Origin of the sequence: Vibrio nigripulchritudo (assembly GCF_027924785.1) — a bacterium.
Lineage (GTDB): Bacteria > Pseudomonadota > Gammaproteobacteria > Enterobacterales > Vibrionaceae > Vibrio > Vibrio nigripulchritudo.
Genome location: NZ_AP027050.1, coordinates 869,235 through 886,092, shown reverse-complemented (window position 1 = coordinate 886,092; position 16,858 = coordinate 869,235). Strand labels below are relative to the sequence as shown.

General features: G+C 43.5%; 18 protein-coding genes. 8 read left to right on the top strand and 10 right to left on the bottom strand.

Annotation, left to right across the window (positions count from 1 at the left end):
• Positions 1-28: 28 nt before the first annotated feature.
• The 3 genes from QMG91_RS22345 to ppiC form a co-directional block, all read right to left on the bottom strand.
• Entirely contained in the window at positions 29-463 is a 435-nt protein-coding gene (locus QMG91_RS22345) for a hypothetical protein (RefSeq protein ID WP_281870354.1), read from the bottom strand.
• Positions 464-780: 317 nt separating this feature from the next.
• Positions 781-1,131, bottom strand: coding sequence for a hypothetical protein (locus QMG91_RS22340; RefSeq protein ID WP_281870353.1), 351 nt, complete (start codon positions 1,129-1,131; stop codon positions 781-783).
• A 452-nt stretch (positions 1,132-1,583) separates the two neighbouring features.
• A complete protein-coding gene (gene ppiC / locus QMG91_RS22335) occupies positions 1,584-1,862 on the bottom strand; it encodes a peptidylprolyl isomerase PpiC (protein ID WP_004398302.1) in 279 nt (92 codons plus the stop codon).
• Positions 1,863-2,089: 227 nt separating this feature from the next.
• On the opposite strand from ppiC, the gene QMG91_RS22330 reads away from it, so the two are divergent.
• Together QMG91_RS22330 and yiaY are read left to right on the top strand one after the other, a co-directional pair.
• Positions 2,090-2,995, top strand: coding sequence for a chemotaxis protein (locus QMG91_RS22330; protein WP_004398301.1), 906 nt, complete (start codon positions 2,090-2,092; stop codon positions 2,993-2,995).
• A gap of 243 nt (positions 2,996-3,238) precedes the next feature.
• The gene (yiaY, locus tag QMG91_RS22325; RefSeq protein ID WP_281832358.1) at positions 3,239-4,387 is read left to right on the top strand and encodes an L-threonine dehydrogenase; all 1,149 of its coding nucleotides are present in this window, start codon (positions 3,239-3,241) and stop codon (positions 4,385-4,387) included.
• A 69-nt stretch (positions 4,388-4,456) separates the two neighbouring features.
• Here yiaY and QMG91_RS22320 read toward each other — a convergent pair whose 3' ends face one another.
• Positions 4,457-4,918 carry a TetR family transcriptional regulator gene (locus tag QMG91_RS22320; protein WP_004398299.1) on the bottom strand — a complete coding sequence of 154 codons (462 nt, stop codon included), beginning with the start codon at positions 4,916-4,918 and terminating at the stop codon, positions 4,457-4,459.
• Between the two features lie 491 nt (positions 4,919-5,409).
• Between QMG91_RS22320 and QMG91_RS22315 the strand changes: the two genes are divergently transcribed.
• Positions 5,410-5,706, top strand: coding sequence for a YfcZ/YiiS family protein (locus tag QMG91_RS22315; RefSeq protein ID WP_022604103.1), 297 nt, complete (start codon positions 5,410-5,412; stop codon positions 5,704-5,706).
• Positions 5,707-5,731: 25 nt separating this feature from the next.
• Here QMG91_RS22315 and QMG91_RS22310 read toward each other — a convergent pair whose 3' ends face one another.
• Positions 5,732-5,983, bottom strand: a complete 252-nt coding sequence (locus QMG91_RS22310; RefSeq protein WP_004398297.1) for a YnjH family protein — start codon at positions 5,981-5,983, stop codon at positions 5,732-5,734.
• Positions 5,984-6,209: 226 nt separating this feature from the next.
• On the opposite strand from QMG91_RS22310, the gene QMG91_RS22305 reads away from it, so the two are divergent.
• Positions 6,210-6,806, top strand: coding sequence for a leucine-rich repeat domain-containing protein (locus QMG91_RS22305; RefSeq protein WP_022561225.1), 597 nt, complete (start codon positions 6,210-6,212; stop codon positions 6,804-6,806).
• 40 nt (positions 6,807-6,846) lie between these two features.
• Here the strand turns inward: QMG91_RS22305 and QMG91_RS22300 are convergent, their stop codons facing one another.
• A complete protein-coding gene (locus tag QMG91_RS22300) occupies positions 6,847-7,950 on the bottom strand; it encodes a lysophospholipid acyltransferase family protein (RefSeq protein ID WP_004398295.1) in 1,104 nt (367 codons plus the stop codon).
• A 300-nt stretch (positions 7,951-8,250) separates the two neighbouring features.
• Between QMG91_RS22300 and QMG91_RS22295 the strand changes: the two genes are divergently transcribed.
• Positions 8,251-8,859, top strand: coding sequence for an AraC family transcriptional regulator (locus QMG91_RS22295; protein ID WP_281832352.1), 609 nt, complete (start codon positions 8,251-8,253; stop codon positions 8,857-8,859).
• Positions 8,860-8,905: 46 nt separating this feature from the next.
• On the opposite strand, the gene QMG91_RS22290 is transcribed toward QMG91_RS22295, so the two are convergent.
• Together QMG91_RS22290 and QMG91_RS22285 are read right to left on the bottom strand one after the other, a co-directional pair.
• Positions 8,906-9,361: a hypothetical protein gene (locus tag QMG91_RS22290; protein ID WP_022561223.1), complete on the bottom strand. Its 456-nt coding sequence runs from the start codon at positions 9,359-9,361 to the stop codon at positions 8,906-8,908.
• A 57-nt stretch (positions 9,362-9,418) separates the two neighbouring features.
• Positions 9,419-9,940 (bottom strand): nicotinate-nicotinamide nucleotide adenylyltransferase, encoded by a 522-nt coding sequence (locus QMG91_RS22285; protein WP_022600899.1) that lies wholly within the window; start codon positions 9,938-9,940, stop codon positions 9,419-9,421.
• 132 nt (positions 9,941-10,072) lie between these two features.
• Here QMG91_RS22285 and nadE point away from each other — a divergent pair, with 132 nt between their 5' ends.
• A complete protein-coding gene (gene nadE / locus QMG91_RS22280; RefSeq protein ID WP_281832345.1) occupies positions 10,073-10,903 on the top strand; it encodes an ammonia-dependent NAD(+) synthetase in 831 nt (276 codons plus the stop codon).
• A gap of 82 nt (positions 10,904-10,985) precedes the next feature.
• Here the strand turns inward: nadE and QMG91_RS22275 are convergent, their stop codons facing one another.
• A complete protein-coding gene (locus QMG91_RS22275) occupies positions 10,986-12,803 on the bottom strand; it encodes a hybrid-cluster NAD(P)-dependent oxidoreductase (RefSeq protein WP_281832343.1) in 1,818 nt (605 codons plus the stop codon).
• A 340-nt stretch (positions 12,804-13,143) separates the two neighbouring features.
• On the opposite strand from QMG91_RS22275, the gene pyrC reads away from it, so the two are divergent.
• Positions 13,144-14,172 carry a dihydroorotase gene (pyrC, locus tag QMG91_RS22270; protein WP_004401033.1) on the top strand — a complete coding sequence of 343 codons (1,029 nt, stop codon included), beginning with the start codon at positions 13,144-13,146 and terminating at the stop codon, positions 14,170-14,172.
• 95 nt (positions 14,173-14,267) lie between these two features.
• Here pyrC and QMG91_RS22265 read toward each other — a convergent pair whose 3' ends face one another.
• On the bottom strand, positions 14,268-15,170 hold the full coding sequence (locus QMG91_RS22265) for a LysR family transcriptional regulator (protein WP_281832340.1): 903 nt from the start codon (positions 15,168-15,170) through the stop codon (positions 14,268-14,270).
• Between the two features lie 102 nt (positions 15,171-15,272).
• Between QMG91_RS22265 and QMG91_RS22260 the strand changes: the two genes are divergently transcribed.
• Positions 15,273-16,841 carry a sulfatase gene (locus tag QMG91_RS22260; RefSeq protein WP_281832337.1) on the top strand — a complete coding sequence of 523 codons (1,569 nt, stop codon included), beginning with the start codon at positions 15,273-15,275 and terminating at the stop codon, positions 16,839-16,841.
• Positions 16,842-16,858 lie beyond the last annotated feature (17 nt).

Sequence of the window (16,858 nt, the reverse complement as noted above, 5' to 3'; positions counted from 1 at the left end):
CAAAAACAAACATATTAATTTATTCGTGTCATGGAATTGATAATACATGCTTAGATATGTAGTCCAATCCTTTAAGGCTCACACAATAATCGAAAATATCTCCATTATGTGTGATTCTTATAAACAACTTGTTGGCATGCTGAATATCTCTTAGAAACCCTTCAATAAACTCTTCATAGAGCGTGAAATACTTGTGCCCTCCCTCATTGATGTATGGCTTACTCATTACTGCCTTGAAATCCTTTTCGTTGACACTGTAGTCTACGTTTACGTCATCTAAGCTGTGTAGCCTTACATTCTGATTTAGGAATCGAACACTGTATCCATCTTTCAATTGCTGTATTGACATACCTGTTTTTATGTAACCTGATACTTTATCTCGCTCAAGTGACATAGCGAGTGTCTCTTTAAATCCCGCGTCTAGATTAACTGATTGAATGTATTTCCAGTCACCAGATTTCATTACATTGGCATTGCTACTAAAGCTCACAAAATTTACGAATAAAAAACAAAGTTACTACTATAATTTTCATTTCTTATCTCTTTAAAACTTAGTAAATCTAAGTTTATCCTCATGCCACATATCAATTTTAAGAAAATTGAAACATTTGTTACGGAACTTGAGCTACCTATTCAATTCTATTGAATAAGTATTTACTTCGAATAATTCTTTATATTTTGGAATTTAGCTCTGGTTTATTTTGTTCAGAATGAACTTGATTCTATGTTTTTATTACGAATCAGTTTGGTATATGCGTAATGCCATACATTTGAAACATGTTAGAAAGAAAACCCGAATGAAAACTGTAGGGCGTTGTTTGCTTCGTTATAGCCAAAGCCATACGTCAAAGAGTTCATTTCAGAGTATTTGAACCCGATGTCTAAACCATACGATGCGATCATCGAAGTAGATTCGTCGTAAATATTGTTTGAAACACCGGTATAAAGATGAAAAGGTGAATCGCCCAATCGAGTCATAACACCAAGACCCGCACCAAAGCTATTTTCGGAATACTGAATTTTGCCATAGTGACCTATTCGCCCCCACTGATTGAAGTGGCTCACCTCTAAGCCTATATATCGCTGAGCAAATATTGGATCATTAGAATATGTTGCACTTACACCGATCATTTTATTAGTATCACATTGAACATTAAATGAAAAAAGAAATAAAATAATCACACAAAATCTAGTCACCGAGCACCCTTATCTAATTTAATTTAACATTAAACCTTTTCTATTATATTGATAATGACCCACGTGTAAAGCTTTTTGCTCAACTTTGAAATAGAGTTTATTTGATGGGATGCCTACGCCAGTTCGATAACTAAACACACTGAGATCACATATGATTGCTCTAATACCAAAGTTTTCACTATTAGGATAAATGTTGTGTAGGGGGTGTTGTTTTTCGACTGAGATTAGGAGTAAGAGCTTTCACCGCTGAGAAGTACGACGCTCATACATCTGAACTTAACAAATTCAAAGGTTGTTAAGTTCAGATGTTTAATTCTCACGGCTTTAGAGAAAAGGGAGCAAAGAAGTGCATCCAATAGCACTTCTTACAAAAAAGGTTTGTTTGGCTAAGTACGGTAAAGAACTTTCACTACGTGCCAGCCAAATTTCGTTTTCACAATAAAAGGTTTCAGAATTTCTCCGGTGAATACCGCTTTGTCGAACTGAGGCACCATCTGACCTTTTTTAAATTCACCAAGATCTCCACCTTTTTTACCTGATGGGCAAGTCGAGTATTTTTTGGCTAGTGCCTGAAACTTCGCACCTTTCTTGAGCTGTGCGAGAATGTCGTCGGCTTTGTCTTTGTGTTTCACCAAAATGTGTAATGCTGCTGCGGTTCTTGCCATAGGAATGTCTCAGTGTTTTGAAAGGCTCGGATTGTATCCGAAAGCCAGCCCAACTTCATGCCTTGTCTTGCTAGAAAGCAAACAATCTAAAATTCAATAACATACGACAACAAATACCGTATGAGCCGTAAAAGAAACAAATAGACGCACTTAAATTGATCTAAACCGAAGCCAAATGCCAAGTTTAATTGTAAAATGTAAGTGAGTTTACCTACCCGGAATCATTTATGAAAAGCAAAGCCAATCAGTCTCAAGGAATGCTGATGTTCAAATTGACGCTTCAGCAGAGCTTTGCCATCGGCACACTTAAAGTTCGGGAAATCGTCCCTTATGCGCCTACCACGCAAATCCCTTATTCTCATCCTCATGTGGTTGGTACTATCCCTATTCGTGATCTTACAGTGCCTGTTATCGATATGGCTGCAGCCATTGGGTTCAGACCAATTGCACCGGAAGAATACGAAAACAGTTACCTTATCGTAACCGACTGCCTGCGTACTATTGTGGCGTTTATGGTTCGGGATATTGAAAAGATCATCGAGTGCGACTGGCGTTCTATAGAATCAGCGCCAGACACGGTCGGAGACAACGTCTTTGTAACCGGTATTACCCGACACGAAGACAAAATTGTTCAAATGCTGGATGTAGAGTTGCTGCTATCGAAAATATACCCAGAGCACGACAGTCAGCGTATTCCTATTTTGACAGACGTCGAACGCGAGCGGTTGAAACCACTTAGTATATTGTTGGTGGATGACTCAAGTATCGCTCGAAAACAGCTTTCCGATGCATTGGACAGCATTAACATTCCTTATCAGGTCTGTAAAAACGGGGCGGATGCACTTGAGCTGATGAAGAATGACGCAAATAATCACAAACCCGTCAATATTCTGGTCAGCGATATCGAAATGCCAGGGCTGGATGGCTATGAGCTGGCATTTGAAATTCAGAACGACACGACATTAAGTAACTCATATCGAATTCTTCACACGTCGCTCTCGAGTGAAATTTGTGTAGACAGAGCACATCAGGTTGGTGCGCATGAGGCCCTGACCAAGTTTGACGCGACCGAGCTGGTTCAGGCGATGCTACGCGGAGCAAAACAACTTGAAGAATCTGTAAGCACCGCTTAGCAAAGGCTACAGACACTTTTATTAACAAAAGCCGGTTTTATACTGGCTTTTTTATTACCTTCTCCCCGACACAAATATGCGCTAATTCACATAAATTTGAAATCTATTTCAATTGCTGTCATTCGTTGCTCTAGATCAACAAACCCAACCTGTTTCATAAGCAAAGTAGAGTCATACCAACTACAACTCCCTATTTAAGGGAGCACACAAAGCAATGTATATAACAATAATGGAGACTCTGAAATGACGAGTGCATTTTTTATCCCTACCGTAAACCTAATGGGCGCAGGCTGTTTGAATGACGCCGCAGATAGTATTCAATCCCAAGGTTTCAAAAAAGGTTTGATTGTAACGGATAAAGTTCTGAACCAAATTGGCGTGGTCAAGCAGGTGCAAGATCTGCTGGCAGACAGAGCGGTAGAGACTGTTGTATTCGACGGTACTCAGCCAAACCCTACAATTGGAAACGTAGAGCTAGGCTTAGAGTTACTGACCGAAAATGATTGTGATTTTGTTATCTCTCTGGGCGGAGGATCACCACACGATTGTGCTAAAGGCATCGCGCTAGTAGCTGCAAACGGGGGCAAGATTGCCGATTATGAAGGTGTCGATCAGTCAGCCAAGCCTCAGTTGCCTTTAATTGCCATTAACACAACGGCAGGTACTGCTTCCGAGATGACACGCTTCTGCATCATTACAGATGAAGAAAGACACATCAAAATGGCGATCGTAGACAAGCACACTACCCCGCTGATTTCTGTCAACGATCCTGAGCTTATGCTAGCGAAACCCTCCTCACTGACAGCCGCAACAGGCATGGACGCGCTGACTCATGCTATTGAGGCATACGTATCGACGGCGGCAACTCCGATTACTGATGCAGTTGCAATCAAGGCCATCGAGCTCATCCAGTCACATTTGAGAACGGCGGTGAGCAATGGTGAAGATATCGAAGCGCGTGAACAAATGGCATACGCACAGTTTATGGCTGGCATGGCATTTAATAATGCTTCTCTAGGTTACGTTCATGCAATGGCACATCAATTGGGCGGCTTCTACGATCTTCCGCATGGGGTATGTAACGCAGTGCTCCTGCCACACGTGCAAAAATACAATGCACAAGTATGCCCTGGTCGTCTGAAAGATGTCGCTGCTGCAATGGGGGTTGAGGTTGCTCAGATGACCGACGAACAAGGCGCTGAAGCAGCTCTTGATGCCATCAGAGCTCTATCAAAGGATGTAGGAATACCTGCTGGTCTTGAAGCGCTCGGAGCTAGAGCTGATGACATCCCGGTATTAGCGGAAAATGCGCTAAAAGACGCTTGTGGACTCACCAATCCAAAGCAAGCAACTCATGACGAGATCTCTTCAATCTTCCAGGCAGCCATGTAAGCTTTTGAAGTAAGAAAAAAGAAACCCAGCCATTTGGCTGGGTTTCTTTATAAAGGATTAAGACTCGGATTAGCCTGCCATACGGACTAAGCTTTTTCCAAACAACACATCCAGATCCTCGCGAGTAGAATCACCGTAGTTGTCTTCTACCATTTTATATAGACGCTCAATTCCAGCTCGAGCGAATTCGTGCGCATTCTCCGACGTCACGATATGGTGGAAAAGTAAACGTAGAATTGCTAAAAACTCTGCGTTATCAAGGGCTTTAACCCAGCTTGATTTAAAGCTCTCAATCCCTTCATCCAGTACCAGATGTGCCACAAACATTTTAAAAATGCGACCATCTAATGCTGCTGTAAAATCCGTTTTCTTAGGGAAATGGTGACTGATACCTGTACGAGAGACGCCTGTTTGTTGACTCAAAGTGGTGTAAGACATTTTGTCGTATCCCAACGTAATTAGCTGGTCTACAACTGCATCCATAATTTTCTGAATGGTAATCTCAGTATCTTCTTTACTACGCTTTGGCATGTTAAGGCTCTTCTATTTTATATGTTTAAGTACACCCCAACCGAGGTCAGAATGACTTATAGTATTATGTTCGATATTTTAAAAATCTCAACAGATTGAGGAATATATAAGCAAGTATTCACGAAATTTGTGATTTGCTAGGAGTAAATCTAAATGGGGCGAAATCTCCATGACTCCGCCCATTTGATCGACTCTATACCGGTAAAACTTGATTTATTTAAAACATTCGTTTCGCAAATGATTCCGATTTCCCAAATATTCTTACAAATTACTCAATTGGGCAATACGGCCATATTTTAGGACGCGAAAAAGCCTGAATCGCGTTCACTTTTGCGTGACGGGCATCACATAAACACCATGAATATATCGTTACAAAACACTATTCCAACCCTTTATTCATTGTAAAAAAATGTTTCCAACAGGCTGAAATTCTGTGGTTTTCATTTACACAGAAGAGTAACATGTCCTTATATTTTGTAAGAGGATACGTTATGACAACTGAAGTACAAGAAAACCAGGTGTGTGAAGCATGCGGTTGCAGTGCCGAGATGGGCTTTATCATTAAAGAGGGTGATGATGTGGCTCAGGTTACCCTTTATAGTGCAGAGGACTCACAACTTGACGCTGAGCTGAATAAGTATGTCGAACTAGCGAAAACGGTTTCTGACGAAGTCCAGCATGAAACTCAGAAGTTGGAAGGAGAATCAGGTTTACAAGTCAGATTCAAATTCACATGTAGCGCTGAAAAGCTGATATTTGAACTGAAAACTCGCTCGCTAGCCCGTTGAGTTTTTTTGAGTGGCTAACCTAAGGTTAGCCACCTTGATCCAATTGTAACCATCTCAGATCACCGTTGAGTTCGAACTCCTGCTCTTTCTGACAGATCAGATAAATCTCCCCCACCTTAATGACTGATCCTAAGGTGTATGCCTTGTCCTCGTAATAACAAAGTCTCTCGAACAATTTACCATCTGTAATAACAACTGGAGATTTGGGCGTAGAGACAGATTTCGCGTGTGCTACTCCAGATATAACCAAAAGCACGACCAGAACAAAATTTCGCATCTTTATCCTCAAGCTAATGACGACTTCAAGAACTATATACTCAGGCTACCTCAAGGTACTTCTGATTTCGAAGTAGAGAAGCTTGAACTGAAACAGAAGATAGAGCTCTGAATCCTGTATCTTTAGGAAGCCTGACTATAGGTTATAGTTCAAAATCCTATACTTATCCTTGATGTAGGCTTACTATCAAAGCAAGGTCACATAACTTCTGTCAAAGGATCAAAGCATGCGTATTGGTATTATTTTGGCTGGTGTTCTTCTGGCAATTGGGGCACAGGCAAAACCACTCGACCAATATAAAATCCTTAACCACATAGATAACTATGGCAACGTTCATCTTCGCAATACTCACTACACTTCCCTGCCAGATGGCATGAAAGTGAAAGGTAACTTAAATATTGCGAAAACACAGATCGAAAAATTGCCTAAGGGTTTAGAAATTGGCGGAAGTTTAGACGCGTCCAACAGTCAACTATCCTTTATCGCTAAAGGAACCCAAATCAAAGGCTATGGAAATTTCCTTGGCTCCCAAATTAAAAAGTGGAACGCAGGCGTAAAGGTAGGAGGCTATCTTAACTTTACCGATACACCTCTTGAGGATTTACCACCAGGGCTTATCGTCACTGGGGATTTGAGCGTTATCCGCACACCGCTAGAAGAGCTGCCTCAGCCACTCACTGTAGAAGGTGACCTTTATATAGGAGGCTCCAAAATCACTAAGCTCCCGGACGAGCTAACGGTTGATGGAAACATTTACTTGGGTGGCAACCAAATTACCTATTGGCCAAAAGATCTCAAGCTTGGTGGCGCTGTAGCGAGGTAATCGACAAGAACTAAAAAGGAGTGCTATGCACTCCTTTTATTTAAGACTGATTTGCCACCGGATTGGCGTACATTTGCTTCAGAAACTCATGCGCACCTTCGGGTAGCTCTCTCAACTTACTTTCTAGCGACTCTTTTGCTTTGTCGTCCGACTGCTCACCAGTCTCGGCGGCGTAGTAGTTGATAGGGAAAAGCTTATAGATAGAGTGAATTTGATCGTCGATCTCTTGCGCCAATGCTTCAGGAGTTTCAAAATCATCTTCAATCACTTCGCCGAAGCTAACGTGAACACGTCCTTTGTAACCCACAATACCCTGAATGATACTTTCGATATCTTCAAACTCGCTTTTCTCATACGTGCCCTCTTCTGCCTTGGCGTAAAGCTCTTTCGCTTTAGCGATATCACAAGGGTCGTTTTCGTATGAAATAGCAACAGGTACGATTTTTAGCGTTTTAACGTAGTCTGCAAAAGGCATTTTTTGCTTACGCCCTTCCACATGAAGCATTTTCAAAATCGCTGGGTCGGTTTTGTCATTTCCATCTTTGGCACGCCCTTCTTTCTGAGCGATCCAGATAGAGTTATCCGTATCCAGTGAATGCTTGATATAGGAAGACAACTGACCCAGTGCTTTCATCATTTCACGAGGTGCTTTTGCACTACGGTTAACAATAAAGCTTTTGTTCAGCTTCATAAGTTCTGTAGCACAAGGCTTTTTAAGCAGGTTATCGCCAATCGCAATACGTACTGTTTTGTGTTGGTTGCGGTGTAAACCCCAGTTAACCAACGCAGGATCCATCGCGATATCACGGTGATTAGAGATAAAGAGATAAGGCGTGTTTTTGTCCAGTGTTTCTAAACCAGAGTAAGTCACACCATCCGTTGTGGTTTCCAACGTTTTGCGAAGGTACTTTTCCACTTCCATTTGAATGGCATAAACCGAATCCAGTTTTGCCCATTTAAACTTCAGATAGACCTTAACGATCGGACTCATCAGAGCCTTAAACCAAGGAGCATGGTTACTAAAGCGATGTTCTAAAATGGCAGAGATGAACTCTTCGTCGTTGATCAGGCGTTCAATGGCAGCAGGAATTTCGTCATCATTATAAGGACGAATTTCTTTATAAGGATCGGTTTTAGTTGTCATTTAATCTATACGTCAATTAAAAATCCGGCATATTCTACGCGTACTTAGAGAAGTACGCAGCTAATGAATGCGTTTATTGGTTAAGGTCAGACCAGATTATCATCTATTTGTAACAACTTACTGATCCAAACCTTCATTTATAACATTTGTGTCTCATGCAAACAGACAATCGGACACCTACCTAGTTCACCCAATTCTCATTTATTGCAAAACCTTAACCATCATTACCAAGACTTTTCATTGGCATTTTCATCAAGAAAAGATACTCTTCATACCAGTAAAAATATCCGGAAAACCTTTATGAATTATGCGGTAGAGCATCAAAACACGGTTTATTCATTTCTTGTCACCACTCCCCGAAAAAAGCGCATTAAGCATAGCCTGATTTATGTTGATTCAGGGCTGGTATTGGTCAAGTTAGGGAAGAATGAATATGCTGTCGAGCAGGACAATGCCATCTGGTTGCCTTTTGATTGCCTGACTTCTGTCACCTTTGTCCCTGGTTCACGTGTTACGCAGATCAATTTCTCGGTGAGGTTGCAGGACAAGTTCCCAACACAGGCTGGCTTTGTTTCCCTGCCTCCGGTCTCAAAAGCCATTCTAGAGAAACTGTCTTCTGCAAACGTGACCGAACAAGACAAGTCAAACCTGCTTGCGGTTGTGCGCGATGAATCCCGCTCACTTCGACCTTTACTGGATATGTCGCCGCTTAGCTTGCAGATTTCGCAATGGAGCGCGGATGAAGAAAGTGAACTGAGCAAAGAATTGTTGCTGGTACTGAGTCTGCGTGAAGCGAAGAAAAAAATGCTGTCGGGAACCAAGCGTGAATTGGTTATTGATGAGTTTTTTGCAGGAAGAGAAGAAGAGTTCGAGCAGCTAGCAATGTTAGTTATGGGCGAAAGTTTGTAGGTAAGCCCACTTCAAATTACCGAGCCTTATAACGCAAAAAGTGCCTTTAAAAAGGCACTTCCACTTGAAGCATTACATCGCCAGGTTGCTGATTATGCCAGCGGTAGTCAATTCGCATTCGTGGCTCATCTTCCTTACGCTCACCTAGCCCCAGACTGAACATAAGACCCGTGGCTTCAAGGCGCTCTGAGTATGTCATATCGTCATACTTCTCTTCATATTCTTCTGGCATCCAGACACCAATACCAAAGTGATTGCTTTCAATGCTGGAAGAAAGAAGCGGGTCGCTACCAGACTGAAGAGACCATTCTTCCCAATAGTCTTCTTGTTTGATAGGAGCGATGATCATATCCGTCACTTCAGAGATGCCTGAAGAAAGATTATCGAAGCCTCTCACGATTGACGCACACACACTGTCCTGCTCTTTGTCCACCATCACAATAGATGTGTGGTTCTGCAGTGATTCGCATGCAAATACTGGAATCGAAATGAAACCAAGCATACAAACTAATTTGCAACAACGTTTGGTCATCGATTTGAGCCCTCTAAAAAATACTGGCTATATCTTCTGATACAAATTGTGATTAAGCAAGAAATTATTGACAGAACTGGTAGTTAGAGCTGATACCGATTCATTTTGAGCTAATTTCTCACGAATAAGCGTACTTCTGATCGACACCTTTTCCGGACAAGCCATTACCGTCCACTTTTTAACGATCTCTTCTGAACGGTAAAACTTGGAAAACTGGAAGAAATTATCTGGACCAACGACGAAAGTAATATCGGCATCTGGATAGATTTCCTGAATTTTTGTCAGCACAGCGAATGTGGTAACACTCTCTCCGGGGACATACATCTCAGCTTCCACAGAGCACAGCTCAAGATTATTTTGAGCTAAATCCGAAATAAATTGTTCTACCATTTGGCAACGAAAATCGAAGTCCACCATTTCCTTACCCCACGCATGAGCGTAGCTTGGAAGCAGCAAAACTTTATCAAAATGAGTCAGTGATTCGATGACACTTTTGTGTCCAAGTGTTGGTGGATTAAATGCGCTACCAAATATTGCAATTTTCATCATAGTCATCGGATTAAATCGGGCATGTTTTCTTAACCGGAATAGATGCGCGATTCATTCAAATCAGTGTTTAATAATAGAAAGATTGGAGTATGATAAAACAGAATTAACTCTGCTGCATGAAAAGGAAAAATAATGGAACATCAAATCCGTGACGAAATGCGAGTCTTGGCATCTATTGACCCACATTTTGAGATTCAGCGTCGCGTTGATTTTATTAAACGCAAACTTATGGAGTCTGGCTGCAAATCTTTGGTACTGGGTATTAGTGGCGGTGTCGACTCCTCTACTTGTGGAAAGCTTGCACAACTTGCAGTAGACAAGCTTAACGAAGAAACCGGCAGTAATGACTATCAGTTCATCGCCGTTCGTCTACCATATGGTGTTCAAAAGGACGAAGATGAAGCGCAACTGGCTCTTAGCTTTATACAGCCAACGCATTCTGTCTCTGTGAACATCAAGCAAGGTGTCGATGGTATGCACGCAGCGTCTCATGAAGCCTTAGAGGGTACGGGACTTATCCCAACCTATGCCGCTAAGGTAGACTTTGTTAAAGGTAACGTAAAAGCTCGCGCTCGTATGGTTGCCCAGTATGAGATCGCAGGCTATGTTGGAGGATTAGTGTTAGGAACGGATCACTCAGCCGAAAACATCACAGGTTTTTACACGAAGTTTGGTGATGGTGCTTGTGACCTCGCTCCCCTGTTTGGTCTGAGTAAACGCCAGGTACGCGAACTGGCTGATACACTTGGAGCACCAGAAGTTCTGGTTCAGAAAACCCCAACAGCGGATTTGGAAGAACTTGATCCACAGAAAGCCGATGAAGATGCGTTAAACCTCACCTACGACCAAATCGATGACTTCCTGGAAGGGAAGCCTGTTTCAGACGAAGTGAAAAATAAGTTGATTGCAATCTACAAAGCAACGCAACACAAGCGTCAGCCTATCCCAACCATATACGATTAAGATCATTCCTCTTACTTTAGAGGTGATTTAAACGCAAAACAGAGAGCCTTAAGCTCTCTGTTTTCATTTTGGGTTGCTATGTTTAATTCGAATCAACTTCAACGTCACCCAGTGGTGTACTGCAACAGGCAAGGACAATGCCGTCTTCTTTGTCTCCAGGCATAATGGCAGGTACATCCGGCGTTTCAAACTCGCCACTCACCACTTTCACCCGGCATGCCCCACACAAACCCGCTCGGCAGCTATTCGCAATATTAATCCCTGCATCTTCCGCCTGCATTAGCAACGGTTTTTGATTGGTGCCTGTAAACGACCGACCATTAACGGTGATCTGAATGCTTTTTTCTTCAATGGCATTGGGTTTTGCAACTCCAAACGCTTCCTGATGATATAGGCTCTCGTCCAACCCCATCTTGAACAGCAGGCTCTTGGTTTGTGCCATAAAACCATTAGGTCCACAAACAAAAACCTGCCTGGAGTTCAGATCCGGAATTTTCTTGATGTGACTAAGAGAAAGTCGGCCTTTTAAGCCATGCCACGCATCTTCAGGCTGAGTTAAAGAAACCATAACCCGCAGACCCGGGTAGATCATGTTCAGCTTTTCAAGTTCCGAGCGACAAGGAATATCTCGCTCAGACCGACACTGATGATAGAAAACGACATTATTGACTTGATCATGGTCAGACAGGTATCTGAGCATCGACAGCATCGGCGTTACGCCACTACCCGCAGAAATCAACAGCAATGGGTTAGTCGCGTTGGTTAGGTGAAATGCGCCGTCTGGTGAGTCAGCCACTAAAGTATCGCCAACCTGAAATCGGTCATGTAACCAGTTAGACACCGCGCCTTCATCGATTCGTTTAGCAGAGATCGCATATCGCCCCGGACGGGTCGGGCTGGAAGAGAGCGTGTAACGGCGAGACAACTTACCTGCTGGGGTATCAATTTCTATGGGAAGATGCTGACCTGGCAGATAACCGGGTAATGTACCTTTGGATGGTTCCAGCCAGAAGGTGATGAAATCTCTGGCTATGGTCTCTCGTTCAACACACGTGAGAATTAACTTCGCCTTAGACTTGTCTTCGTACTCTTCTTTTGGCTTGGTCTCCAAAACTTCTACACAGTCACCCGCTCGAATGATCCCTTCATTTTTTGCGACCAGATTCTGACCAAAAAAGACACCGCCACGCTCGTTTGCCCGGAACTCAGACAGAGTTTTTAAAGGCTCTTTGGATTCACGAAAGGTGCCTGTTTTGGTGTTAACCGTTGTTAAAATGCAACGCTCACAAGGTTTAACCGCTTCAAACTCTACTTCACCTATTCGTATGCGCTTCCATCCGTCTTCCGCAAACGGCTCGGTCCCCGAAACGACAAGATTGGTTCGAAACTGACCCATAGAGTGTTTCTCGCTGCTACGTGCGTTTAACTCCTCTAACGAACCTTCACTGATAACAAGTAGCGGATAACCATCAGCAAAGCTCACATTCGTTTTGATCTTTTCACGAAACCTCGCAGACTGCTCACCACAATAAAGTAGCTGCACATCTATCCCAATGACATCGCTGAACCAACGGTTTGCCTCTTGGGAAGTTGATAGTGCTTCAAATTCGTCTTTCCAAACCTGAGTCTGCTGTGGTTTGCGTTCTAATTCATCGTAACGAAGGTGAAAAGATGGAGCGTCTGGATAAGTAAATATGAAGCCATCTGGTTGAAGCGCCGCATGAATATTGACCATGTTTGGGTATTTGCGAGCAGTTACCATAGTGCCATCAGGGGTTGCAACCATAAATCGACGGTCAAAAGTCAGACCCTGGGATTCCACCCAAGCTTTAGACAGGCTGATACCACCAATGGATTTAACAGGAAATACGTTGATTTGGGATAGTTGAATTGTAGACATCTCTTCTCACTTTCCGTTGCAGGCTTCTTATACCCAAATGCCCTCTAACCACAGGATAAGGGTACTTGGGTATAAGTATTGTTCATTCAAGCTGCTTAAATGAAGGCAAGTTACCGAGAAAAGAAGTTAGTATTCTGTTACACATTGATATTCTTTACAACAATCAATGCATTTAGAAGTATCGCATAACTAAATGAAATTAAGCATTCCATCAAAAAAGGGATGAAACCCACGGCGTTTTTGTCTATCATCCTGTCGCCTAAACGGTTGCGTTTTACACCTCGTGTGAAATTTCTGCTTTTAGGCTCCTGATTTATCTTAACCTGGTGGGAGCTTTCAAATGACAACAATTACTATCACTCGTCCTGACGACTGGCACGTTCACTTGCGCGATGGCGATGTTCTAACAGACACCGTTCGCGATATCAGCCGATACAATGGTCGAGCTCTGATCATGCCAAACACTATCCCACCTGTGACCGATACAGAAAAAGCCATTGCCTACCGTGAACGTATCATGGCAGCGAAGCCAAGTGAGCAGTTCGAACCATTAATGGCGCTTTACCTTACAGACAACACAACTCCAGATGAAATTCGTAAAGCGAAAGCATCAGGCAAAGTGGTTGCAGCTAAGCTTTACCCAGCGGGAGCGACAACAAACTCCGATTCAGGTGTAACCAATGCAAAGAACATTTACCACGTATTGGAAACCATGCAAGAAGTCGGCATGCTTCTGCTTATTCACGGTGAAGTCACTACTCATGACGTAGACATTTTTGACCGTGAGAAAACGTTCCTGGAAACGGTTCTGGCTCCTATCGTGAATGACTTCCCTAACCTGAAAATCGTTCTTGAGCACATCACAACTGCGGATGCGGCAGAGTTTGTAAAAAATGCAAACGAAAACGTGGCGGCAACCATTACAGCACACCACCTGTTGTTCAACCGCAACCACATGCTGGTTGGCGGTATTAAGCCACATTTCTACTGCCTGCCAATTCTTAAGCGTGGCACCCACCAGCAAGCACTGATTGAAGCAGCAACAAGCGGCAGCAAGAAATTCTTCCTTGGTACAGATTCAGCCCCTCACGCCAAAGGCGCAAAAGAGTCAGCGTGTGGATGTGCAGGTTCTTACACTGCCCACGCAGCAGTCGAGCTTTACGCCGAGGTTTTTGATCAAGAAGGTAAACTGGAACACCTTGAAGGTTTCGCTAGCCACAACGGCCCTGACTTCTATGGTATCCCTCGTAACTCAGATACCGTGACTCTTGTTAAAGAATCGTGGGACGTGGCAGAAACCATGCCATTTGGCAGCGACATTGTTGTGCCAATCCGTGCTGGCGAACAAATTCAGTGGAAAGTGAAATAATCACTCAGCTCAATATTGCAGAGTAAAAGTTCGTTAGCTCAACGATCCTTCAAATAATCGAAACCGAGAATAGCCCAAAGCTGTTCTCGGTTTTTTTATTTTTCAGTCGTGTCTATCAGTTCCCTGACAATATCAATCAAGCGGGTAATGATGGGAGCGTGCGTGGAAGACTGGCGGATAAACGCCCCTGCCGGCTTTTTTACAATGGGAGGGTTTGGGTGAAAAATATGAAGGCTTTTGCATTCTATCACTGGTTTTAGCTGAAAAGGCACAGGCATCACGTAATCCCCCCTTTTCACTAAATCGAAACCAAGATGAAAAGAAGTAGTTTGCAATACAATCCGCGGAGGAGGTAAACCGCGTGAGTGAAAATAGCTGCGAACCATCAATTCGTTTTCAGGCGTATCGCTGTAAACAATCCATGGAAGTTCGCACAGATCCTTGGCATCTAATGCATCCTTCGTTTCGAGCATTGGATGATCGGAACGGATCACAATTCCCTGCTCTACCTCCAGTAATGGGAAAAACACTACCTGTTCATCGTCTTCAAGATACTCGCGGGTGCCAAACATAATGTCTTGAGAACCATTCTTCACCTTTGGCAAGTTAGATGCATTTACTCCTGCTGTCAGGTGAATTCGCGTATTGGGAAACTCTTTCTGCAACTGATCAAAAGCGGGAGCCAGATATCGCAAATGAAACAGAGGTCCCGCCCCTATCTTTACCTCATCTAAATGCCCGTTAGCCAGCAGATGTACTGTTTCATTCGCGTGAAGATAATCTTGCTCTATCCGTCTGGCATAAGGAAGTAAGTGCGTTCCGAACTCGGTAAGCTGAACCCCTCTTGGTAACCGCTCAAACAATTTACACCCATATTGCTCTTCAAGCTGCTGTAACCGCTTGGTGAGCGTAGGCTGCGTGATATGAAGGCGTTCCGCTGCCTGCGTCACATTCAGTGTTTCTGAAACCATCAAGAAAGTCTGAAGATTTTTATCCATTCCTATTTTCTATACCTAGATACGCTTTTTTTCATTTTTTAAATGTCAGGTAATTCCCTATTCTTTTCAAGTAACATTTTTTTAACAAGGACGATATTAGTAATGCGAACCGTGTTTGTTCTCTTTGATTCTCTTAATCGGGCTGCCCTGGGAAGTTATGGTGGTACGGCGATTTCTACACCGAATTTTGATCGATTTGCGAAACGTGCGGTGACATTCGACAAGCACTATGCTGGTTCACTTCCCTGCATGCCCGCACGCAGAGATATGCATACCGGACGTCTGAATTTTATGCATCGCCCCTGGGGTCCACTGGAACCGTTCGATAACAGTTTTGCTTCGCTTTTGAGTAAGAACGGAGTCTATACCCACATTGTTTCTGACCATCTTCATTACTTTGAAAATGGTGGGTCAGGTTATGTGAATGCCTTTGACAGTTGGGATTTCATTCGGGGACAGGAGTACGACGTCGTTAAAGCCTTGGTTCAGCCCCCAATTGATCGCTTACGTGAGAAATACAACGAACGCCATTACCCTATGGGTAGCCTGGATTCTGGCTCAACCATCACAAGGGAATCGACAGACACCAACGCATGGCGGCGTTCACGCCATACCATCAACTCCATGTTTATTGAGAACGAAGCAGACTATCCAACTGCAAAATGCTTTCAAAGCGCCATGGAGTTTTTGGAGTTAAACCAGTCTGCTGATAACTGGTTCTTACAGCTTGAGTGTTTCGACCCACACGAACCGTTCACAGCCCCATCAAGATTCAGAGAATCCTACAAAACAGATTACAAAGGCAAAATACTGGATTGGCCGTTGTACGAAAAAGTCACCGACTCCGTCGAAGAGATCGCTGAGATAAGAGCAAATTACGCAGCATTAGTCTCCATGTGTGACGAATACTTTGGAAAGCTTCTAGACTGGTTTGATGAAAATCAGGCATGGGGAAATACCGCACTTATTTTAACCACTGATCACGGATTTCTGCTCGGGGAGCACGATTGGTGGGCGAAGAATAAGATGCCCTACTACGAAGAAATTTCGCATATTCCCCTGATGATGTGGCACCCGGAGCAATCCTCAGAACCGCGAGTAGACCAACTGACGCAAACGGCTGACTTAATGCCAACGCTTCTGGATTTCTACGGGATAACGATACCAGAGGAAGTGACGTCCCACTCGCTCTCGCCACTGCTCATGGCAAAGAGCAATTCACGCGAGACGGCCATTCTGGGCATGTTTGCAGGACCAATTTGCGTCACAGACGGGCGATACACCTATTACCGTTTTCCTAAAGACTTGGATGGCGACCCTTTGCATGCGTACACGTTGATGCCGTCTCACATGCATAAGCTCTTTACTGGTCAGGAATTGAAAACAGCCGAGCTGGTTTCTCCTTTCGACTTTACCAAGGGTGTACCCGTGCTTCAGATTACACCCAGTCAGGAGAACACTGAAACGGGCATCGAGTGCGTTAAAAACTGGGGTCATCAAGGTTCGTGTCTGTTTGATCTGTCGAACGATCCCAAACAGCTGAATGCTATCGACGACCCTGATGTGACCGAGAGATTGAACATCGCCATCGTCAAACATCTTGAACGGCACGATGCCCCAGAAGATATCTACGAATATTACGGACTTACTGCGCACAGGCAACCAGCATAAAACAGGAATATGCCACG